Source organism: Yersinia massiliensis CCUG 53443, from assembly GCF_000312485.1.
GTDB lineage: Bacteria > Pseudomonadota > Gammaproteobacteria > Enterobacterales > Enterobacteriaceae > Yersinia > Yersinia massiliensis.
Genome location: NZ_HE997643.1, coordinates 1,789,463 through 1,810,662 on the forward strand (window position 1 = coordinate 1,789,463; position 21,200 = coordinate 1,810,662).

Below are 21,200 nucleotides of genomic sequence, written 5' to 3' on the forward strand. Positions count from 1 at the left end.
TTTTATATAACTCATTAAATCAGACCTATACCCAATAGTTTCCGAGGGTATATTTTTGTGTTTCTAGATAGGGATAAATCATGTTTGAAACTTCTGGCAAGAAGAGATCAACAAAATTGCCATTTCGGGCAAGCTGCAAATCAAAGACCTTATTATTCACCTCAGCATTAATATTATTGCCTTCCCTTCAAGCTTCCGCAGCGACCACCGCTAAAGAAGCCACTGCGTCGAAAGAAGATAAGCTGGTGGTGGTTGCCCAAACGGGCAGCGGGCAACAAGATGATGGTTTCGTTGCTAAAAATAGCTCCACCGGCACCAAGACCGATACCCCGCTAATCCGCACACCACAGTCAGTTTCTGTTATTACCGCTCAGCAAATACAAGACCAAGGTGCAACCTCTGTCGCACAAGCTCTGCGCTACACCGCAGGCGTCGTACCCGAGTATCGGGGCGGCTCTAATATGAATGATGAAGTTATCATTCGTGGTTTTGGTTACGCACCGCGTTTTCTTGATGGTTTGAGCTATAACTCATTGGGTGGCGCACGTCGTGGGGGGCAAATTGACCCTTGGTTGTTGGAACGGATTGAGGTGGTACGTGGCCCTGCCTCCGTGCTGTACGGTCAGGTCAACCCAGGCGGTTTAATCAATATGGTTAGCAAGCGCCCGACCGCAGAAAGCATTCATAAAGTTCAGGTCGGTGCGGGTAATAACAGCTTGGCAGAAGCCGCTTTCGACTTTGGCGGTGCAGTGGATGATGAAGGCAAAGTGCTTTATCGCCTGAATGGCATTGGCAGAACTCAGGATGATGCGGTTAATTCCTTTAAACAGGAACGTTTTGCGATTGCGCCTGCGTTAACCTTTATCCCGAACGAAGACACCACCTTTACTTTACTGACCAGTTATCAGAAAGAGCCAAAAGCCGGTTCGCGTAACTTCTTACCCGCAACGGGCACAGTGTTTGGCACTGCCTACGGCAAAATTCCCTATGATTTTAATGTCAGTGACCCCTCATTTGATCAGTCTGAGCGTGAACAAACTTCTGTTGGTTATTCGCTTGAGCATTACATCAATGACACCTTAAAATTCCGCCAGAATCTGCGCTACAGCTATAACAAACAAGACTATAAATATCTGGTCTTTATGGATTTACTCGCCGATAACCGCACCATGACCCGTCGCCCGCAAATCGAGCGACAGACAACCGGTGAATTTGCCGTTGATAACCAGTTGCAAGCTGATTTCTGGACCGGTCAATTGAACCATACCGTGCTGACTGGATTAGATTACAAACGCACCCGTATCGATAGCCAATTCTTTATGGGAACGGTACAGCCAAAATACAATCTGGATTGGGTATCGCCGAGTTATGGCCTGAATATTCAGGACAGTGATTTGTCACTCAATAGCAGCGACCTGACCAAACTCGATCAAGTCGGGGTTTATTTACAAGATCAGATTGAGCTGGATAAGTGGAACTTCCTGCTGTCTGGACGCTATGACTGGTCACAGCTAAAAAACCAGTACCGTAAGACCGCCACTCATGATCAGCAAGACGACCATGCTTTCACTGGCCGTGCTGGCGTACTGTATGCCTTCGATTCCGGTATTTCTCCTTACGCCAGTTACAGTACTTCATTTGAACCTAGTACCGCCAAAGGCGCACCAGGGACGGGGGCATTGGACCCAGTGACCGCACGTCAGGTTGAAATCGGCATCAAATATCAGCCACCGGGTAGCAGCACGATGCTGACCACCGCGCTGTATGATTTGCGCCAGAAAAACATCAGCCAATACGATCAGGCGCTAGCCTATAACGTCCCGATTGGCGAAGTGCAATCTCAGGGTATCGAAACCCAGTTAAACAGTGAGATTAACGATAATATCAACCTGATTGCCGCTTATACCTACACCAAAGGGAAAGTGCGTGAGACCAAAACACTGGCTGAATTAGATAAAATGCCAGCCCGTACACCGAGTCATTCTGCTTCACTCTGGGGAATGTATACCTTTGATAAAGGTGTGGTAGAGGGTTTATCCACCGGTATGGGTGTGCGATATATCGGCACCAGTTGGGGAGATGCGAAGAACAGCTTTAAAGTCCCGGCAGTGACCCTGTATGACTGGATGATGCGTTATGAACTTGGGCAAGCAGTCCCTTCTCTGAAAGGCACCAGTTTGCAAGTCAACGTCAACAACGTTTTCAACAAAGAATATGTCGCCAGTTGCGCACAAATGGCCGCTTGTTTCTATGGCAGTGGCCGTGTTGCCACCGCAACGGTCAGCTATTCCTGGTAAGTTCTCTGATAGTTCTACCCCGTGCCGGTTGAGCTATGCCGGTACGGGTTCTCAATCTACGTGCTGATTGCTCCCTGACACAAAAACAAAAAGGGCACCCGCAGGTGCCCTTCATCAGAACTTCACTTCACCAGCATCAACTGGCCAACCCTTGTTAACGACGGTTGCCGAAAATCCGCAACAGCATCAAGAACAGGTTGATGAAATCAAGGTACAACGTCAATGCGCCAACGATGGAATACTTACGGAAGCTATCTCTGTCGTTAGGATCCAACTGCGCACCCATATTCTTCAGCTTCTGGGTATCGTATGCAGTCAAACCAACGAACACGAGCACACCGATATAAGTCACTGCCCACATTAACGCAGGGCTTTTTAGCCAGATATTCACAATCGAGGCTAATACGATCCCGATCAGGCCCATAAACAGCATACTGCCCATACCGCTCAAATCGCGTTTGGTGGTATAGCCGTAGAAGCTCATCGCACCAAACATACCCGCACAGATGATAAAGGTGCTAGCAATTGACGCGCCGGTATACATGATCAAAATGCTGGATAACGTCAGACCCGTTAACGCGGAATAGAGCATGAACAAGCTGGTTGCCATCGAACCACTCAGGCGATTAACCATGCCTGAAATAACAAATACCAAGCCCAACTGAACAATGATTAGCCCGAAAAATGTAATCTGGCTGGAGAAAATAAAATTAAGTATCGCAGGTGTATTCGCTGCGTACCAAGCGACAACCGCCGTTAATAACAGACCACAGGTCATCCAGCCGTATACCTGCGCCATATATGCCTGAATGCCAGAGTTGGCACGTTCGACAATAGAACCATTAGAGCGTGGATAGCGATCCATGGTAGTTACCTTATGCATATAAATAATGAAACAGGCTATCGACTGACAGCCCACCGACTCTTTTAGACTAACACAGAAACACCCTCAATACGGGAGTAAAAATCGGTATTTAGCGCTAATCTTTACATGGGTTTACGTATGATTTACCAGCGATTGGCGGCAGCATGGTCGCTATCGCGTGATTCAACCCAACGTTCGCCCTCAGCAGTGGCTTCCCGTTTCCAGAAAGGTGCCTTCGTTTTTAAGTAATCCATAATGAATTCAGCAGCATCAAATGCCATGCCACGATGCGCACTGGTGACACCAACAAAGACGATTTCATCGCCGGGGAACAGCGGCCCGACACGGTGGATAACCGTCACTCGCTGTAGGGGCCAACGGCTGCGCGCTTCAGCGATAATGTCGCCAAGCGCTTTCTCCGTCATACCGGGGTAATGTTCCAGTGTCAGTGCGCTGACGCTCTCGCCCAGATTGTGGTTGCGAACTTTACCGGTAAATGTCACGACTGCGCCGTCTTCATCACACTGCGATAACCACTGATATTCATCACCGACATTGAAGGCTTCAGGTCCAACGTGAATACGAGTGTGTTCCATCATTATCCCCCCGTCACCGGTGGAAAGAAGGCCACTTCATCACCAGCCACCAGCGGATGTTGCCCGCTCACCAATGATTGGTTGACCGCGGTGAGTAACTTGCCCTCTTCGAGGGCCAACTGCCAGCGATCACCTCGTTGGCACAGCGCTTGTCGCAATGCCTCGACGGTGGGGAACTCCGCCGCCAGTTGCAGGCTATCGGTTCCCACCAGTTCACGAACCTGAGCGAAAAATAGAATCTGAATCATGGGTTCACCTTAAAATCACCAGACTTCCCACCGCTTTTTGCTAGCAGGCGTACTGGGCCAATAATCATGTCTTTTTGCACCGCTTTGCACATATCGTAGATGGTGAGTGCCGCGACCGACGCTGCGGTTAGGGCTTCCATTTCTACGCCGGTTTTACCGGTCAGACGGCAGCAGGACTCAATACGTACCCGATTGTGTTCAGGTTGAGCTTCCAACTGCACTTCCACTTTGGTCAGTAGCAGTGGGTGGCATAATGGGATCAATTCCCAAGTTCGTTTTGCCGCTTGAATGCCCGCAATACGCGCAGTGGCAAAAACGTCGCCTTTGTGATGGCTGCCGTCAATGATCATTGCCAGTGTCGCGGCGTGCATTTCAACAAAGGCCTCGGCTCGCGCTTCGCGTACGGTATCTGCTTTGGCAGATACATCGACCATGTGGGCTTCGCCGGCGGCGTTGATGTGGGTGAGTTTTGTCATTATTTTCATTATTTTCGTTATTGATGTTGGAAGACATCAGTCGCCAATATTGATGTTAAAAGGCGTTAGCCGCCAATAAACGATAAATTCTGCGTGATACCGCTGTTGCCTTCATGCAAGAAATGGGTCTGCTTCTTAGTTTGCAGGGCACGCTGAATTCTCATCATCAATTCATCTTGCTGATCATCACTACCCAGCAGGTCACGCAGCGTAATGCCTTGTTCGCCAAATAAGCATAAGTGCAAATTCCCCAGCGCGGAGACACGCAAGCGGTTACAACTGGCACAGAAATCCTTCTCATATGGCATGATAAGCCCCACTTCCCCTAAGTAATCAGGGTGATGGAATACCTGAGCGGGGCCATCACTGCGAGCACGCTCTTGCTGTTGCCAACCTTGCTGGAGTAATTGCTGGCGGATAACGCCACCGGAAACATGGTGTTTGCGAAATAGATTGCCGCCCTCTCCCGTTTCCATCAACTCGATGAATCGCAGTTGGATCGGTCGGGATTTAATCCAGTAAAGGAAGGCGCTTAATTGGCGATCATTAACATCCCGCATCAGCACAGCATTGATTTTGATTTTGTCAAAACCAGCCTCAAAGGCGGCATCAATGCCTTGCATGACTTGATGGAATTTATCCTGCCCAGTAATGGCATGAAATTGCCGTGGGTCGAGGCTGTCGACGCTCACGTTAATAGCGGTTAGCCCTGCCTCTCGCCATTGCATGGCGTCACGGGCTAAGCGATAACCATTAGTGGTCACAGCAATAGTGCGTATCGCAGGATTTTGGCGGATTGTCGCAATGATATCGGTGAAATCACGCCGCATAGAGGGTTCACCGCCCGTCAGGCGGATTTTTTCCGTCCCTAACAAAGCAAAGGCGCGACTGACGCGGCTTATTTCATCAAGGCTCAGAAAACTTTTTTGCCCGTCAGGGCGATAACCATCCGGCAGGCAATAGGTACAGCGAAAATTGCACACGTCGGTGATTGATAGGCGCAAATAATAGAACTTGCGCGCAAATGCGTCAGTAAGTTGTACCATAACACCTTTCCAAATACGGGAGATGCAGGCATTTCTACCTCGCACCCTGGTGGCTTAAAGCCACGGCCAACGCATCATATTGTTCGCTATTCATCCAACGAGACAACTTAGACACCAAGGCTAGGAGTTTATGTTCAGAGACAATCAGTGACTGTTGCTGAACCATGGTTTAAAAAAGTCAGGCACGTGCCGACATCAAGACGACTAAACGCTAAAAACCCTACTTTTCACAGAGATTCTAACGCTAAAACGGCAGGATAGCCAACCTCAGTTTTTTGCTATATATTTTTATATACAACGACTTAGGAAGCACAATGCCGTGTTATTAACAGTAAATTAATTGCCCGCTAATACCTTGTTTAAAATCACGTAAATCATGGCTTTTATCGCGTTTTAACGGTAAATCCGTTAACTTATGCAGCAATTGCACCATTTGCGTTATCCAAAAGATTCAAGGCTTAGCTAAGAAGACAGTCTTTCGACAATTTGAAACAGCGACTGATTGAAAATGATGGGTATATGCTATTAAAGCTAAGTAACACTTTTTAGGCAGGAAAATATGCGAAATCGCACATTAGCGGATCTCGATCGGGTGGTTGCACTTGGCGGCGGTCATGGCTTGGGTCGAGTAATGTCAGCCCTCTCCTCTTTAGGCTCACGCCTAACGGGCATTGTCACTACAACGGATAATGGCGGTTCAACAGGGCGTATACGCCGCTCAGAAGGCGGCATTGCTTGGGGCGATACCCGAAACTGCCTTAACCAATTGATTACGGAGCCCAGTGTGGCTTCCGCAATGTTTGAGTATCGTTTTACCGGTAACGGTGAATTAGCAGGCCATAATCTGGGGAATTTGATGCTTAAGGCGCTGGATCACCTTAGCATTCGTCCCATTGAAGCCATCAATCTCGTGCGCAGCTTGCTGAAGGTAGATGCTTGGCTAATTCCTATGTCCGAGCATCCCGTCGATTTACTGGCTATCGATAGCGAAGGGCATCCGGTCTATGGGGAAGTGAATATCGACCAATTGGCGCACATGCCACAAGAAATGTTGCTCTCACCTCATGTCCATGCCACTCGAGAAGCCATTGAAGCCATCGGTCAGGCAGATGTGATTTTAATTGGCCCAGGTAGTTTTCTGACAAGTTTGATGCCGCTCTTGCTGTTAGATGATTTGACGCAGGCTTTGCGCCGCAGCTCTGCCAGCATGATTTATATTGGTAATTTAGGTCGTGAACTCAGTGTGGCGGCGGCGGAATTATCACTACAAGAAAAGCTGGCCATCATGGAAAGCAAGATTGGCCGCAAGATAATTGATGCCGCCATCGTTAGCCCAAGGATTGATATTAGTGGGGTCACTGACAGAATTATTATCCAGCAACCCTTGGAAGCCAAAGATATCCCTTACCGCCATGATCGCGAGTTATTGCGTCAAGCACTGGAAGCGACTTTGCAGCAGTTAGGTGGCGCAGGATCCGCATAACTATGTCCGAGGTGTTACAGCTTGGCCCGACGTGTAACAGCTTGAAAATGTTAATGCGAAGAAATCGTTACTGCTGAGATTTAGCGCGTAAAGCTGCATTTTCAATCATATGGATATAGAGCGCTTCGACTTTAGCCCGAGCCCAAGGCGTGCGCCGCAAGAACTTCAAACTCGATTTAATGCTGGGATCGCTGGTGAAACAGTTGATCTGGATACGGTATCCCAGCTCTTCCCAGCCGTAATGTTCCACCAACTTGGTCAGCAATTGCTCCAGCGTAATGCCGTGCAATGGATCTTTGGACAAGTGATCACTCATTTTTTATCTCACGCGTTATTCGGTGACAATTTTATCAGCCGCACACCTTAATCAGGATTGGTGGGTGCGACAAGCAGTAAATGCCAATTTATCTTTCCTTTGCCAATTGACCTTTTCCAAATCAATTGCCGCCCGCGTTGTCAGTTCAAGCAATAACAAGCGATAAATAGGCGGTTATCAGGAAATGGCAATAAACTGCTGGCGCAACTGATGGACCTGATCACGTAATTCTGCGGCCTGTTCAAACTCCAGATTCTGCGCATGGGTATACATTTTTGCTTCCAGCTCACGGATTTTCTGATCCAGCGCTTTCGGTGCCAAGGATTGATAATCATGGGTATCAACCACTTTGTTACTGCGCCCTTTCCCTTTGCCACGGGTAGAAGGTTGACCGAGCTGAAGAATGTCGCCAATTTTCTTGTTGAGCCCTTGCGGAATAATGCCACGGTCTTCGTTGTATGCTTGTTGTTTAGCGCGCCGACGTTCTGTTTCACCAATAGCTTTTTCCATTGATGCCGTGATGCGGTCACCGTAGAGAATAGCTTTTCCGTTGAGGTTACGTGCCGCGCGGCCAATGGTCTGGATTAGGGAGCGTTCAGAGCGCAGGAAACCTTCTTTATCGGCATCCAATATCGCGACCAATGACACTTCAGGCATATCCAAACCTTCACGCAGCAAGTTGATACCCACAAGCACATCAAACTCACCCAAACGTAAATCACGGATAATTTCAACCCGTTCAACAGTATCAATATCTGAATGCAGGTAACGTACACGTGCACCATGCTCTACCAGATACTCGGTCAAGTCCTCGGCCATACGTTTGGTCAACGTGGTCACCAGCACCCGCTCGTTAATCGCAGCACGGATGCGAATCTCTGATAACAAGTCATCGACCTGTGTCGCGACAGGTCGCACTTCAATGATCGGATCAAGCAGCCCCGTTGGCCGCACCACTTGATCAATCACGTCACCACCGGATTTCTCCAGTTCATATTTACCCGGTGTTGCCGAGACATAGATGGTTTGCGGCGCTAAAGCCTCAAACTCTTCAAAACGCATCGGCCGGTTATCGAGCGCAGAGGGTAACCGGAAGCCATATTCCACCAATGTCTCTTTACGTGAACGGTCACCTTTGTACATGGCACCAATTTGCGGGATCGTGACGTGGGATTCATCGACGATCAACAAACCATCAGCGGGCAGATAATCGAATAGCGTTGGTGGCGGCTCACCGGGCCCACGCCCCGAGAGATAGCGGGAATAGTTTTCGATGCCTGAGCAGTAACCCAATTCATTCATCATTTCGAGATCAAACTGAGTACGTTGAGTAATGCGCTGTTCTTCGATGAGTTTATTGTTCTCCAGCAGCACCTTACGCCGTTCCGCCAACTCGACTTTGATCTCTTCCATTGCCTGCAAAATACGCTCACGTGGGGTGACGTAGTGCGTTTTGGGGTAGACCGTAAAGCGCGGGACTTCCTGTTGCAATTGGCCGGTGAGGGGATCAAATATCGAGAGCCGTTCCACTTCCTCATCGAACAATTCTACCCGCAGCGCCCATTCATCTGATTCTGCTGGGAAGATATCGATAACTTCACCACGAACGCGGAAAGTACCCCGCTGAAAAACTTGGTCATTGCGGCTGTATTGTAATTCTGACAAGCGGCGCAATATTGAGCGCTGATCGATGATCATGCCCTTCGTCAGATGCAGCATCATTTTCAGGTAAAGGTCGGGGTCACCCAAACCATAAATGGCTGAAACAGAGGCCACGACGACCACATCTCGCCGTTCTAACAATGCTTTAGTCGCAGATAACCGCATCTGTTCGATATGTTCGTTTACCGAGGCGTCTTTTTCGATAAAGGTATCAGAGCTAGGGACGTAGGCTTCAGGCTGGTAGTAATCATAGTAGGAGACGAAATACTCTACCGCATTATCAGGGAAGAACTCTTTCATCTCACCATACAACTGGGCGGCCAACGTTTTATTGGGTGCCAGTACCATCGTCGGCCGATTCAAATCCGCAATCACATTGGCAACCGTAAAGGTTTTACCTGATCCCGTGACCCCTAACAGCGTCTGGTGGGCAAGACCATTTTCCAGCCCCTCCTCCAGTTTACGGATGGCTTCAGGCTGATCGCCTGCTGGCTTAAACTCAGAATGTAGTTTGAATGATTTACTCATGAATTTGTTACCCGCCGGAGAAACATACACTGTCAGGAGGCTAATTATGAAAGCCCCATAAAATTTTGCCACCCCTATGATACTGGATATAAAACCAGCTTCAAGCACCAATATGTGGGAATTTCTTTAATCGTGCGATGAGTTGCTTCGTTACAGTGGCATATTGACGCAAGTTGCACTGTAAAAGTGTTTTTATCCCCAACTGTTAACATAAACACATTAGCGATAGCTAATTGATTAAAGTTCAACCATCAGCCTTAGTGATAATTTCTGGACGCTTGATTTTAATTAACGTATTGAAAATAAATATCATTTTAGAAAAGTAGAGAATCCGGACAACTGAGTCGTAAGCCGCGTCCGCTCTCGCTTGCCTTCAGTTTTCTATGGCTAATGCACAAGGTTATCCACAGGAATGGTGGATAACTCATTCAACCCCATAGGGGCTGGGAGTTGGCGAAAAGCAAAGCTTCGAGATGAAATAGGGATTAATTAGCTTTTTTAGTGTTTTTTTTACATTTTTATTTCAACACATATTTCAATTAGTACTAAATACTCAGCTTGCTAATTCTAAATGTTTAATCCTGTAAGTCTCAAAAATAGCCGTTCGCGCCTTTCTACTTTTTCTGCACCATTATCTCCACCAAAGCACCGCTTAGGTGCAACCAATTCACCCTTTAGCGCCTTCTGCCCCACAGACCCAGGCTCTTTACACGAGAGTCTTACGTCAAAATCATTTACAGCTTATTAACATACGGGTTTTATTGTGCAGACGTTCAACTTGGCCCAAGAGTTGCTTACTTTATGATGAAGCAGAGGATCTCTACTCAACGGATAGATGAGAGGCGAAATGATCTCAACTTTTGTGACGGTCAATTGGCTGCGAATGATCCGATTAGCAGAGTGATAATGAGTCAAAATAACGCATTGAGGGACTTTTATACCGCTACTTAATGAATTTACCTCAATTTACACTGACAACCACGCGACATAAGCGCGGTGTTTTATGCTGTACTGCCGCTTTTTAGTATGCAGATTTGCTGGTTAATTCTTCACTAGCCGTTACAGAACACCGGGTCACCTGTGAACTACTGAGATCGACTGAGGAGAAGCACTGATGCTGAGTTTAACCGCAGTAAATCAATACTATGGTCAGAACCATATCCTTTGGGATATCAACCTAGAACTTCCTCGCGGCCAATGTACCTGCCTTATTGGACGCAACGGCGTAGGGAAAACGACGTTAATTAATTGCATCATGGGGCATTTGCCGATCAAGAGTGGCACTATGACATGGCAACCCCATCATGAACCGCCACAAAACTTACTGCAGCAACCTGTTGAAGGGCGTACCGCGCTGGGCATTGGCTATGTTCCGCAAGGACAGCAGATCTTTTCTCAATTAAGTGTCGAAGAGAATATGTTGATCGCAGTGTTAGCTGGCCGCCATAAATCACGCCATATCCCAAGCTGGGTGTTTGACTTATTCCCCCAACTGTATGACAGACGCAGCCAGCGTGGTGGAGAGCTCACTCGCTATCAACAACAGCAACTAGCGATTGCCAGAGCTTTGGTCGCTGAACCAGAGTTGCTCATCCTTGATGAACCCGGTAGCGATACATTGCCGCCATTGAGTGAAGATATGGGCAATATTCTGCATCAGCTTAGCCGCAGTCTGGGCCTGACCGTGTTATTAGTTGAGCATCGAATACCGCTCATTCGTCATGTTGCAGATAGATTCTGTTTGATGGCAGGAGGGAGAAATGTGGCACAAGGAACCGTGGATCAATTGGATGAAGGAATGATTATTGAGCATTTAGCCAGTTGATATTCAGAACTCACTATTTTCAGGGCTAAGACGTGCGATTAGCCCTGAAAACAAGCGAGCCCTTATGAGCGGCTAACGGGTTGGCGGTGGTAATAAACTCAAATCTAGGTAGGTCCCCAGATCGCGGCGTTCAGTGGCAGGGAATGCGCCAAGATCAGCCAGATGTGGAATCACGCCTAATAGTGGTGCGTCGATCATCCTCACTAATGTTGCCAGATATTCCGCTTGCCGCGTCCCCGCCGGAATCACCTCATTGGCAACCCAACCGACCAAGGTCAAACCCGCTTGTTGAATAGCCAAGGCCGTCAACAATGCATGGTTGATGCACCCCAACTTGACCCCAACAACCATAATGACCGGCAATTGTTCCTGCTGTACCCAATCGGCAAAGGTCGCTTGCGGAGAAAGTGGCGTAAACCAGCCTCCCGCCCCTTCAATCAAAATCCATTCTGCCTGTTGTTCAAGTTGGCGTAAGCCTTGTGATAAGGCTGACAGATGGATCTCGCACCCTTCACTTTCGCTGGCAATATGCGGCGACGTCGCTTCCAACAGTGTCAGGGGGTTTATCTGCGAGTAAGGCAATCTTTCACTGCTGTTCGCTTGCAGTGCCAAGGCATCACTATTACGTAATCCGTCGACCGTTATTTGGCTGCCGGAGGCAACCGGCTTATAACCGACAGCCCGGTAACCTTCACTGGCAGCGGCTTGCAATAATGCGCAACTGGCGATTGTTTTACCGACATCGGTATCAGTACCCGTAATGAACCAGCGTTTAATCACGATAGATAACCCCATAAACTAAATGGTAACTTAACGGATACTGTCCCGCTTGTGTGGTATAAGCCTGCTGCAAGGCCACCAAGCGCTGGCGGCCGCTTAGCCCAGCCTCACGCCCTTGATGCAAATGCGTGGCACCAACACCTTGTAGCGAGCGCATAAGCGCTATCACATCTGGAAATTGTTGTTGATAGCGTTGTGGTGTTAGCTGATGACGATAGCCCTGACAAGCCGCACCGATTTGCTGGAGGGATAAGAAATCATTGACGTGACGTCTGCCATCAACTTGTTGCCACGCCTGCCCCAGTTCATCGAGCGAACCTGCTGCCAGCGTAGAGAAAAGGATGATGCCGCCACGGCGCGTGACGCGATAGAGTTCGGCCAATGCCGCAGGTAAATCAGCGCACCACTGCACCGCCAGATTACTGAAACAGATATCAATAGCGTGATCCGGCAGCGGGATATGTTCGATATCCCCCAGCAAATAGTCGTCAGCGGCCTGCTGCTGTCGTGCATGATCCAACATGCCCGCCGCGAGATCGAATGCAATCACCCGCTTGCCGAGTTCACGCCAGCGACGGCTAAAGTGCCCCGTGCCGCATCCTGCATCCAGCACCGATACCCCCGCGTGCTGTTGGCCTAGCCCCAACAATGTCTCGCCTGTTTTGCGCTGTAAATCTGCCGCTGTGTCATAGCTGCCCGCGGCGCGGCTAAAAGCCGCCGCTATCGCGGTTTTGTCTACCGTTACCGTTTTTTCGACTGTGACCGTTTTTTCGACTGCGACCGTTTTTTCGACTGCGACCGTTTTTTCGACTGCGACCGTTTTTTCGACTGCGACAGCTTTTCTGGCAACGACGGTTTTATCTGTAGGCGCAGCTTTATCAAGGCTTTCGGTTTGCGGATCTACGTCGGTATGCTGAGCAACAAATGCCCGCGGGTTTTCAGTGACTAGCGCCATACAGCCCCTCCAGTAATCGGTCAATATCTTCCGGCTGATGCGCAGCACTCAGGGTAATTCGCAATCTGGCTCCCCCCGGCGGGACTGTGGGTGGACGGATGGCCGTCACCCATAGCCCTGCGGCGCGTAGCCTTTCTGCCAGCACTAATGTCTGTGGGTTATCCCCCACCAACAGCGGCTGGATGGCGGTTTCTGAAGCCCCTAATTGCCACGGTAAATCCACCGCACCACGCCGAAATTGAGCAATACGTTGCTGAAGTTGTTGGCGTAGGTCATCGCCTTGTTGAATGCGCAAGAGTGCAGCCTGCAACGCAACGGCCTGTGCAGGTGGCATCGCGGTGCTATAAATGAGGTGGCGAGCATATTGCAGCAGATATTCAGCCACGGGTTCTTGGCACAAAACCGCCGCGCCACTGAGGCCAAATGCCTTGCCGAAAGTGACCACGAGTAGATCGGGTTTTACCCCTTGTGACCAGCAACTGCCACGACCGCCGTCGCCCTGTACACCGATGCCGTGCGCATCATCGACCATCAGCCAGCCCCCAACAGCGGTGGTCTGTTGCTGCAAAGCGGTCAGCGGCGCACTGTCGCCATCCATACTAAAAACGCCTTCCGTGACCACCAAGGTTTGACCGACACAGGGCTTATTCAGCAACTTTTGCAGTGAATCCGGTTGATTATGTGCAAAGCGCCGCAGTTGAGCCGGAGAGTGTGCCGCCGCCTCCAATAAGGACGCATGGCTGAGTTTGTCAGCCAATATGCGGTCATCGGCCCCCATCAGCGCAGCTAACACCGCCTGATTCGCGGCGTAACCGGCAATAAATAGCAGTGCTCGTGGGTAGCCGAGCCAATCGGCCAACTGTTGTTCTAATTGAGCATGAGGCTGGCTATAACCGGTCACATGACCTGAACCGCCGCTGCCGACACCGTAGCGCTGCGCGCCCTGCTGCCATGCTGCTATCACCGCCGCATCTTGGCTTAACCCCAAATAATCATTGCCCGCGAAGTTGAGATAGCGCTGTTCGCCACACTGTAACCAACGGCCATTCGCCCCCGAGTTAACCTGACGAGTCCGATAGGCGGCAGCATCGCGCCGCTGTTGCAGCCCCTGTTCTATCTTGCTTTGCCAGCTCATCATACCGCCGCGTTATAGAATTGGACGCGGTCCTCAGGGGATGAATCACCATGGGAAAGTTGCTGAGTCAGCGCTTGCTGCTGCTCGCGATCCCCCTGTTCGGTGGCGGTTTGTTGTGGATTCAGCCCCAACTTACGGAACAGTTGCAGGTCTTTATCTTCTTCAGGATTCGGCGTGGTGAGCAGTTTGCAGCCGTAGAAAATGGAGTTAGCACCGGCCATAAAACACATGGCTTGTGTTTGCTCATTCATTTGTTCGCGTCCAGCAGATAGGCGGACGTAAGAAGTCGGCATCATGATGCGCGCCACCGCAATGGCACGGATAAATTCAAAAGCATCTACGTCGTCATTGTTCTCAAGGGGGGTCCCTTTCACTTTGACCAGCATATTGATGGGCACACTTTCAGGAGGCTTCGGTAGATTCGCCAGTTGTACCAACAGTCCGGCGCGATCACGGACTGTTTCCCCGAGTCCCACGATGCCACCAGAGCAGACTTTGATGCCGGCATCACGCACTTCGCTGAGGGTATCCAATCGTTCTTGATAGCTGCGGGTGGTAATGATGCTGCCGTAAAACTCAGGCGAGGTATCCAGATTGTGGTTGTAGTAATCCAAGCCAGCGTCTGCGAGCCGGTGCGCTTGTTGCTTATCCAACGTCCCGAGTGTCATGCAGGTTTCCATCCCCATCGCTTTGACACCTTCGACCATTTTCTCCAAATAAGGCATATCTCGCTCATGAGGATTTTTCCAAGCCGCCCCCATACAGAAGCGAGTAGAACCTGCGGCCTTGGCTTTTTTCGCTGATTCGAGGACTTGCTCGACTTGCATGAGGCGTTCGCTTTCCAGACCCGTTTTGTAGCGTGAACTTTGGGGGCAATACTTGCAATCTTCTGGGCAAGCACCGGTTTTAATCGATAGCAGAGTACTGACTTGTACTTGGCGGGGATCAAAATGTTGGCGGTGGATACATTGTGCTTCGAACAATAAATCTAATAACGGTTTTTCAAACAGGGCTTGGGCTTGCCCCACTGTCCAGCGAGTATAATTTGCCATTACGACTTCTCCAAAGAAGAGAAAAAAGTGTCGTCAGTGTAAATAAACTCGCTATACTGTCAACCATTCTTACTGCAATTTGGTTTACAACAAATTCTCATGACACCTTCTGACTTGGCTTTTGATCAACGCCATATCTGGCACCCCTACACCTCAATGACCGACCCACTCCCTTGCTATCCGGTGGTTGCCGCCGAAGGTGTGGAGCTGCAATTAGCGGATGGTCGGCGATTGATTGATGGTATGTCATCTTGGTGGTCAGCCATTCATGGTTACAATCATCCCGCCCTCAATCAAGCCGCGCATCAGCAGTTAGATAAAATGTCACACGTGATGTTTGGCGGCATTACCCATCCACCTGCGGTTGCACTTTGCAGACAGTTAGTCGCCATGACGCCCGCTGAGCTGGAGTGCGTATTTTTAGCCGATTCGGGTTCAGTGGCGGTCGAAGTCGCACTGAAAATGGCCTTGCAATACTGGCAGGCAAAAGGAGAACGGCGACAGCGATTTCTGACGCTGCGCCATGGCTATCATGGCGACACGTTCGGCGCGATGTCAGTGTGTGATCCGCAAAATTCAATGCACAGTTTGTATCAGGGTTATTTAGCGGAAAATCTGTTCGTGACCTCACCACAATGCCGTTTCGATGACACATGGAACCCTGAGGACATCACCGATTTCGCCGCAACGATAGCGCAGCATGCCCACGAGATTGCCGCAGTCATTCTGGAGCCTATCGTGCAAGGCGCGGGTGGGATGCGAATTTATCACCCCGCTTATTTACGTGAGGTGAGAGCGCTGTGCGATAAACATCAGATTTTGTTGATTGCAGATGAAATTGCCACGGGTTTTGGCCGCACTGGCAAACTCTTTGCCTGCGAACATGCGCAGATCGTGCCCGATATTCTCTGCTTAGGTAAGGCACTGACGGGCGGCTATCTCACTTTATCCGCCACGTTAAGCACTCGTCAGGTGGCGGAAACCATCAGTCATGGTGATGCTGGCTGCTTTATGCATGGGCCGACTTTTATGGCGAATCCGCTCGCCTGTGCTGTCGCCTGCGCCAGTCTGGCGCTGCTGGCAGAGAATCGCTGGCAACAGCAAGTGAGCGCCATCGAGATTCAGCTCAAGCAGGGGTTATTGCCACTGGCAAAACAGGCTAACGTCGCGGATGTCAGGGTGTTGGGGGCTATTGGGGTGGTCGAAATGAAAGCACCGGTTAACGTTGCCCGTTTACAGCGCAGATTTGTTGAGCTAGGCGTGTGGATCCGGCCTTTTGGTCGGCTGATTTACTTGATGCCGCCTTATGTTATTTCGCCTGAGGCGCTAACAAAACTGGCTGATGCTGTCGCCAGCGCAGTCATGGAGTCGTTGAACGGAATCTAGAGTATCGCTGTAATCCCATCGGCAAACGGTCAGTGCACAGTCACCCTCACGTCATACATGAGGATAATGCACACTGCCCGTATGCAGCGCGGCCGATAAAATGACTTATTGCGCCAAGATACTGACCCACATTGGGCCTTTACCCACAGGATAGCGGCTCAATGTTGTCAGTTCACCGCTGTTCTGATCAATGCGATAAACGGCGATATGATCAGATTTTTGGCCAGAAGAAATCAGGAACTGGCCGCTGTGATCGATATTAAAGCCACGCGGTTGTGCTTCGGTCGGATGATGGCCAACCAATGAAATCTTACGCCCGTCTTCCGATACGCTGAAAATACTCAGCAGGCTAGCCGTACGATCGCTGATATAAAGATGGCGACCATTTGGCGTGATATGGATATCTGCTGCCCAGCAGGTCTCAGTAAAATCAGCCGGCATGGCATTCAGTGTTTGAATCAGTTGGTATTCCTGACCGTTATCACTGATTTGGTATACATCGACGGAGCTATTGAGTTCGTTGACGCAATAAGCGACTTGCTGGTTGGGATGGAACGCCATATGACGCGGCCCCGCGCCAGCGGCTACCTGAATGTTCGCCTGAGCATGAGGCGTTAGCTTACCATCCTCGCTCAAGTCAAATAGCCGGACTTTATCCTCTTTCAAGCAAGGGACGAGCAGGATCTGATTGGTTGGATCAATGTTCGCCGAGTGCGGTGCTGGCAAATCATCTAGCTGCTGAATAGGAGCTTGTACCACGCCATGCTCATCAATAGGGCTGACGCTGACACAGTTGAAGCTATAAGAAGCAGAGAACAGGAAACGCCCCTGTAAATCGGTACCGATGTGAGTCGGGCTACCTGGCAGAGGTGCCATACCCGCGGCGATCAGCGTGCCGTCATCAACGATGTCGTAGCTGACAATACCAAAATCAGGGCGAACCCCAACATACAAATGGCGTTGATTCGGGTTGATGACCATCGGCTGCACTTGGCCCGGAACGTCCACTGTTTGCAATAACGTTAATGCGCCAGCGGAATCTAATTGCCAGACATGAATTTGCTGACTGTCTGGGCTTGCCACGTAAACCACTTGCTTCATCTCTACTCCTTAGTCGAACCTGTTGAGCAATACTGTTTGGCCGTCTTTATCTGATTCAGCAAAGCCGGCCTTAACCCAATATCGATTTTAACACCTTATTTTAGCCTAGCTTACCTGACTGGCTGGGCATAACAACACTCTCGCGTCGCACACATAAAACTTACCCTGCTTATTCTTAGCGAATAAACAGTCTGGTTTAATCAGTTGCTTATCCGGTGTACTATCCATTAATAGGATACAGAAAATCATTTTGATACTGACTATCTCACTCGCCCTTTCAATGAGTCTGGACTGCTATGAAATATCGCGTAATTGCACTGGATCTGGATGGAACACTACTGGATCACAAAAAACGTATTCTGCCTGAATCTTTATCTGCACTGGCACAGGCACGTGCTGAAGGCATTAAAGTCGTGGTGGTCACCGGGCGACATCATGTCGCTATCCATCCATTTTATCAGGCGCTAGAACTGGATACGCCCGCTATTTGCTGCAACGGCACTTATCTTTATGATTATCATGCCAAAAAAGTGCTGGAGTCTAACCCGCTAGCCCCTAATCAAGCGGTGCAAGTGCTTCAGTTGTTAGAGCAAACTCAGATTCACGGTCTGATGTATGTGGATGATGCGATGCTCTATCAGCAAACCAGCGGCCATGTCATTCGTTCACTGAGTTGGGCTGAGTCTTTGCCTGCCTCGCAACGCCCGACATTGCTCCATGTCAACAGCTTGTTAGACGCCGCTCACCGCGCCACCGACATCTGGAAATTCGCCACGTCTCACGCCAATCTCGAGCAGCTTAATGCATTCGCGACCATGGTTGAGGGTGAATTGGGGTTAGCCTGTGAATGGTCATGGCATGATCAGGTGGATATTGCGCAAGCGGGCAACAGCAAAGGGATGCGTTTACAACGGTGGGTTGAATCTCAGGGCATGAGCATGAACGACGTCATCGCCTTCGGTGACAACTTTAACGACCTGAGTATGCTGGAAAGTGCCGGTCTGGGCGTAGCGATGGGTAACAGCGCTGATGCTATCAAAGAACGAGCCGATTTAGTTATTGCCGATAATGAACAACCGGGCATTGCTGCCGCTATTCGCCAGCATGTTCTAGCCTGATATTGAGGTGAATGAATCACCTCATCAGGTCTAAATCGACCTCCTAAACTAGGCAGGTTGGGAGGTTCGCATCACGTTAAAATCAATCTTCGCGTGGGGTGATTTTACCGTAGTCTTGTTCGTTGTTACGGGTCAGCCACAGTGACAAGGCTTTCAGGGAATCCGGTGTAAATTCGTCACAACGCGCAGTGATCTCTTCCGGCAGCATCCAACGGACTTCATCTATCTCTTCAGCTTGTAGCGCAAATGGGCCGTGAGACACACAACTGAATAATGCCCCCCAAACACGGCAGCAATCCTCCTCAAAGTAAAACAGCCCATGTTCAGCAAAGGGGACACCTGCGATGCCTAACTCTTCTTCTGCTTCACGCCGAGCTGAGTCGAGATAATTTTCACCACTTTGCACGACGCCGCCCGCGGTGGCATCCAGTTTGCCGGGATAGAAATCTTTGATCTCAGTACGGCGTTGTACCAGAATTTTGCCCATTCCATCATGCACCACAATATAGGTAGCACGGTGGCGTAGTCGCTGAGCTCTCATTTGTTGACGACTGGATTGAGCAATAACCTCGTTTTGCTCATCAACAATATCAACCCACTCGATGACTGCTGCTGGATTTTGCTCCACCATCCTCTAAAACCTTCTATCTAGGCGCGATGAAACGCGCGCAATTGTTAATCAAGAAATGACCTTCTCGAGTGGCCGCAGTCTGGTAAGCGCCCGCCTCTCTAGGGTAAATAACGATTTATCTTATTGTTTTGTAAATACTAACTGTTTTGTAAATGCTAACTGTTTTTTCAATGCCGACTATTTTTTCAATGCCAACTGGGCGACAAGTTCATCATTTTGTAGGGTCAAAACCTGTAAAACACCCTTGTTTAGCATGCCATAGCTCGCAGGAAATCCCCCTTTAGGGATGCTGACAGAACCCGGATTGAAGCAAATCACATCCTCCTGCCACTCTGCTTGCGGAAGGTGAGTATGACCATAAACTAAGACATCCCCTTTACGCAACGGAGGAAGTGACTCTGGATGATAAAGGTGACCATGCGTCAAAAATAAACGCGTTTCTGGCATAATTATCTGCTGCCAACCGGCCATGATAGGGAACTGTAAGAGCATTTGATCGACTTCGCTGTCGCAGTTTCCACGCACAGCAATGATCTTATCTTTGTAGGGATTAAGACACTCAGCAACGGCTGCGGGTTGATAGCCCGCCGGCAACGCGTTACGCGGGCCATGGTTGAGTAAATCGCCTAATAGCACCAGCCATTGCGCTTCATTTTGGTCGAAAATTGCCAGCACCTTTTCAGTCGCGGGCAGTGAACCATGCAGATCAGAAGCAAACATTAACTTCATGACATCATCTTCCCTGATCATAATCTCAGTCATTCTGGCGATATAGATCGTCGCATGACTGATGGGAGCTAAAAGAGGCGTTATTCTATCACCCAATCCGTCGGATTTATCCGATAAAAAGAGCCATCAATTGCGAGAAATTCTTTTTCTATCGAAACAGCGCCGCCATGTTAGCTATGCCAGCGCATGTCGAAATAGCAAGGGAGGAACGGATATCATGAAGGTTGCGATACCAGCTCATCTAATGTCAGAGGATGGAATAAATACCCCTGCATCGCGTCAATATTGCTCCCCTTGAGTTGTGCCGATTCATCCTGATTTTCGACGCCAACAACAATAACACCGAGGCAATATTTCTTGATGTTATTGATCAGAATTGGGAAGGTATGTTTATTGTGCTGCCAGAAGAAATGCTTATCGATCTTCACATATTCAAAAATATTGGCCGTCACTGCATTTAAAGTCGAGCCCCCACTGCCTAAATCATCTAGCCAGAGCGGATATCGCCCAGCTAATTCACGTAATAGCGGGTTATTCATACCATCGGATAAATTAGAGAAAGTTTCCATGATTTCCAGCCTAAGGAACGGCATTTCATCAATCATACAGCGGGTTGAATCATCGGAAACGATCACGCTTGCCAAGTCAAAATCGATATTAATCGATAGCAGAACATTGTTAGCAATAAACCATTCACTGTAGGTTTTTACTGCGCGCAATTGATCATGAAATAATTTCGTTTTCCCTTCAACGCCTAACTCTCGAATAAACTGTTCGACGTCCATGGATAAATCGACCGATTTGGCTGAGAATCGGCTTAATAGCTCGACGGCTAATAAACTACCATCCTGCTTATGTATGGGTTCACATATGTAAGAACAATTAACTTCGATGTTTAGCTTCATGCGCACCTGAAAAGTTTATAAGCAATAATGAGATCACAACCTGACCTCAGCGGGACGATTTATAAG

20 protein-coding genes and 1 riboswitch are annotated in these 21,200 nt (G+C 49.2%); of the genes, 5 read left to right on the plus strand and 15 right to left on the minus strand.

The genetic code is table 11. From position 1 onward, the window contains the following. The first annotated feature begins 80 nt into the window (after positions 1-80). Entirely contained in the window at positions 81-2,297 is a 2,217-nt protein-coding gene (locus tag BN68_RS08075; protein WP_019210661.1) for a TonB-dependent siderophore receptor, read from the plus strand. Positions 2,298-2,451: 154 nt separating this feature from the next. Here BN68_RS08075 and BN68_RS08080 read toward each other — a convergent pair whose 3' ends face one another. The 5 genes from BN68_RS08080 to moaA form a co-directional block, all read right to left on the minus strand. Continuing rightward, positions 2,452-3,162, minus strand: coding sequence for a Bax inhibitor-1/YccA family protein (locus tag BN68_RS08080; RefSeq protein ID WP_019210662.1), 711 nt, complete (start codon positions 3,160-3,162; stop codon positions 2,452-2,454). A gap of 143 nt (positions 3,163-3,305) precedes the next feature. After that, positions 3,306-3,758, minus strand: a complete 453-nt coding sequence (gene moaE / locus BN68_RS08085) for a molybdopterin synthase catalytic subunit MoaE (protein ID WP_042806568.1) — start codon at positions 3,756-3,758, stop codon at positions 3,306-3,308. 2 nt (positions 3,759-3,760) lie between these two features. Then, positions 3,761-4,006, minus strand: a complete 246-nt coding sequence (moaD, locus tag BN68_RS08090) for a molybdopterin synthase sulfur carrier subunit (RefSeq protein WP_019210664.1) — start codon at positions 4,004-4,006, stop codon at positions 3,761-3,763. Beyond that, positions 4,003-4,482 (minus strand): cyclic pyranopterin monophosphate synthase MoaC, encoded by a 480-nt coding sequence (moaC, locus tag BN68_RS08095; protein ID WP_019210665.1) that lies wholly within the window; start codon positions 4,480-4,482, stop codon positions 4,003-4,005. Before moaC ends, moaD begins: the two co-directional genes overlap by 4 nt. Before the next feature lie 65 nt (positions 4,483-4,547). Next, positions 4,548-5,528, minus strand: a complete 981-nt coding sequence (moaA, locus tag BN68_RS08100) for a GTP 3',8-cyclase MoaA (RefSeq protein ID WP_019210666.1) — start codon at positions 5,526-5,528, stop codon at positions 4,548-4,550. After that, positions 5,515-5,667: riboswitch (molybdenum cofactor riboswitch) on the minus strand. (Overlaps the previous gene by 14 nt.) A 420-nt stretch (positions 5,668-6,087) precedes the next feature. On the opposite strand from moaA, the gene yvcK reads away from it, so the two are divergent. Next, positions 6,088-7,011, plus strand: coding sequence for a uridine diphosphate-N-acetylglucosamine-binding protein YvcK (gene yvcK / locus BN68_RS08105; protein WP_019210668.1), 924 nt, complete (start codon positions 6,088-6,090; stop codon positions 7,009-7,011). Positions 7,012-7,078: 67 nt separating this feature from the next. Here the strand turns inward: yvcK and BN68_RS08110 are convergent, their stop codons facing one another. Both BN68_RS08110 and uvrB read right to left on the minus strand, forming a co-directional pair. Then, complete coding sequence (locus tag BN68_RS08110; RefSeq protein ID WP_019210669.1) at positions 7,079-7,327, minus strand: VF530 family protein; 249 nt, start codon at positions 7,325-7,327, stop codon at positions 7,079-7,081. Between the two features lie 177 nt (positions 7,328-7,504). Next, complete coding sequence (uvrB, locus tag BN68_RS08115; protein WP_019210670.1) at positions 7,505-9,517, minus strand: excinuclease ABC subunit UvrB; 2,013 nt, start codon at positions 9,515-9,517, stop codon at positions 7,505-7,507. A 1,114-nt stretch (positions 9,518-10,631) separates the two neighbouring features. Here uvrB and BN68_RS08120 point away from each other — a divergent pair. Further along, complete coding sequence (locus BN68_RS08120) at positions 10,632-11,342, plus strand: ABC transporter ATP-binding protein (protein ID WP_019210672.1); 711 nt, start codon at positions 10,632-10,634, stop codon at positions 11,340-11,342. A gap of 72 nt (positions 11,343-11,414) precedes the next feature. On the opposite strand, the gene bioD is transcribed toward BN68_RS08120, so the two are convergent. The 4 genes from bioD to bioB form a co-directional block, all read right to left on the minus strand. Then, entirely contained in the window at positions 11,415-12,122 is a 708-nt protein-coding gene (bioD, locus tag BN68_RS08125; RefSeq protein ID WP_042806431.1) for a dethiobiotin synthase, read from the minus strand. Then, positions 12,115-12,846 carry a malonyl-ACP O-methyltransferase BioC gene (gene bioC / locus BN68_RS08130; protein WP_042806569.1) on the minus strand — a complete coding sequence of 244 codons (732 nt, stop codon included), beginning with the start codon at positions 12,844-12,846 and terminating at the stop codon, positions 12,115-12,117. Before bioC ends, bioD begins: the two co-directional genes overlap by 8 nt. A 214-nt stretch (positions 12,847-13,060) precedes the next feature. Continuing rightward, positions 13,061-14,212 carry an 8-amino-7-oxononanoate synthase gene (gene bioF, locus BN68_RS08135; protein ID WP_019210675.1) on the minus strand — a complete coding sequence of 384 codons (1,152 nt, stop codon included), beginning with the start codon at positions 14,210-14,212 and terminating at the stop codon, positions 13,061-13,063. Further along, positions 14,212-15,264, minus strand: coding sequence for a biotin synthase BioB (gene bioB / locus BN68_RS08140; RefSeq protein ID WP_019210676.1), 1,053 nt, complete (start codon positions 15,262-15,264; stop codon positions 14,212-14,214). Before bioB ends, bioF begins: the two co-directional genes overlap by 1 nt. Positions 15,265-15,363: 99 nt before the next feature. On the opposite strand from bioB, the gene bioA reads away from it, so the two are divergent. Further along, positions 15,364-16,650 (plus strand): adenosylmethionine--8-amino-7-oxononanoate transaminase, encoded by a 1,287-nt coding sequence (gene bioA, locus BN68_RS08145; RefSeq protein ID WP_019210677.1) that lies wholly within the window; start codon positions 15,364-15,366, stop codon positions 16,648-16,650. A 105-nt stretch (positions 16,651-16,755) separates the two neighbouring features. Here the strand turns inward: bioA and pgl are convergent, their stop codons facing one another. Next, positions 16,756-17,751: a 6-phosphogluconolactonase gene (gene pgl / locus BN68_RS08150; protein WP_019210678.1), complete on the minus strand. Its 996-nt coding sequence runs from the start codon at positions 17,749-17,751 to the stop codon at positions 16,756-16,758. 296 nt (positions 17,752-18,047) lie between these two features. Between pgl and BN68_RS08155 the strand changes: the two genes are divergently transcribed. Next, the gene (locus BN68_RS08155; protein ID WP_019210679.1) at positions 18,048-18,869 is read left to right on the plus strand and encodes a pyridoxal phosphatase; all 822 of its coding nucleotides are present in this window, start codon (positions 18,048-18,050) and stop codon (positions 18,867-18,869) included. 82 nt (positions 18,870-18,951) lie between these two features. Here BN68_RS08155 and yfcD read toward each other — a convergent pair whose 3' ends face one another. From yfcD to BN68_RS08170, 3 genes are all read right to left on the minus strand, one after another. Next, entirely contained in the window at positions 18,952-19,500 is a 549-nt protein-coding gene (yfcD, locus tag BN68_RS08160) for an NUDIX hydrolase YfcD (RefSeq protein ID WP_019210680.1), read from the minus strand. Between the two features lie 177 nt (positions 19,501-19,677). Then, positions 19,678-20,229: a phosphodiesterase gene (yfcE, locus tag BN68_RS08165; RefSeq protein WP_019210681.1), complete on the minus strand. Its 552-nt coding sequence runs from the start codon at positions 20,227-20,229 to the stop codon at positions 19,678-19,680. A gap of 215 nt (positions 20,230-20,444) precedes the next feature. Continuing rightward, the gene (locus BN68_RS08170) at positions 20,445-21,134 is read right to left on the minus strand and encodes an EAL domain-containing protein (protein WP_019210682.1); all 690 of its coding nucleotides are present in this window, start codon (positions 21,132-21,134) and stop codon (positions 20,445-20,447) included. Positions 21,135-21,200 lie beyond the last annotated feature (66 nt).

Excerpts from the sequence above, each read along its gene's own strand:
- BN68_RS08075 (WP_019210661.1), top strand. The coding sequence starts at position 81 with ATGTTTGAAACTTCTGGCAAGAAGAGATCAACAAAATTGCCATTTCGG.
- BN68_RS08080 (WP_019210662.1), bottom strand. The coding sequence starts at position 3,162 with ATGGATCGCTATCCACGCTCTAATGGTTCTATTGTCGAACGTGCCAAC.
- moaE (WP_042806568.1), bottom strand. The coding sequence starts at position 3,758 with ATGGAACACACTCGTATTCACGTTGGACCTGAAGCCTTCAATGTCGGT.
- moaD (WP_019210664.1), bottom strand. The coding sequence starts at position 4,006 with ATGATTCAGATTCTATTTTTCGCTCAGGTTCGTGAACTGGTGGGAACC.
- moaC (WP_019210665.1), bottom strand. The coding sequence starts at position 4,482 with ATGACAAAACTCACCCACATCAACGCCGCCGGCGAAGCCCACATGGTC.
- moaA (WP_019210666.1), bottom strand. The coding sequence starts at position 5,528 with ATGGTACAACTTACTGACGCATTTGCGCGCAAGTTCTATTATTTGCGC.
- yvcK (WP_019210668.1), top strand. The coding sequence starts at position 6,088 with ATGCGAAATCGCACATTAGCGGATCTCGATCGGGTGGTTGCACTTGGC.
- BN68_RS08110 (WP_019210669.1), bottom strand. The coding sequence starts at position 7,327 with ATGAGTGATCACTTGTCCAAAGATCCATTGCACGGCATTACGCTGGAG.
- uvrB (WP_019210670.1), bottom strand. The coding sequence starts at position 9,517 with ATGAGTAAATCATTCAAACTACATTCTGAGTTTAAGCCAGCAGGCGAT.
- BN68_RS08120 (WP_019210672.1), top strand. The coding sequence starts at position 10,632 with ATGCTGAGTTTAACCGCAGTAAATCAATACTATGGTCAGAACCATATC.
- bioF (WP_019210675.1), bottom strand. The coding sequence starts at position 14,212 with ATGAGCTGGCAAAGCAAGATAGAACAGGGGCTGCAACAGCGGCGCGAT.
- bioB (WP_019210676.1), bottom strand. The coding sequence starts at position 15,264 with ATGGCAAATTATACTCGCTGGACAGTGGGGCAAGCCCAAGCCCTGTTT.
- bioA (WP_019210677.1), top strand. The coding sequence starts at position 15,364 with ATGACACCTTCTGACTTGGCTTTTGATCAACGCCATATCTGGCACCCC.
- pgl (WP_019210678.1), bottom strand. The coding sequence starts at position 17,751 with ATGAAGCAAGTGGTTTACGTGGCAAGCCCAGACAGTCAGCAAATTCAT.
- BN68_RS08155 (WP_019210679.1), top strand. The coding sequence starts at position 18,048 with ATGAAATATCGCGTAATTGCACTGGATCTGGATGGAACACTACTGGAT.
- yfcD (WP_019210680.1), bottom strand. The coding sequence starts at position 19,500 with ATGGTGGAGCAAAATCCAGCAGCAGTCATCGAGTGGGTTGATATTGTT.
- yfcE (WP_019210681.1), bottom strand. The coding sequence starts at position 20,229 with ATGAAGTTAATGTTTGCTTCTGATCTGCATGGTTCACTGCCCGCGACT.
- BN68_RS08170 (WP_019210682.1), bottom strand. The coding sequence starts at position 21,134 with ATGAAGCTAAACATCGAAGTTAATTGTTCTTACATATGTGAACCCATA.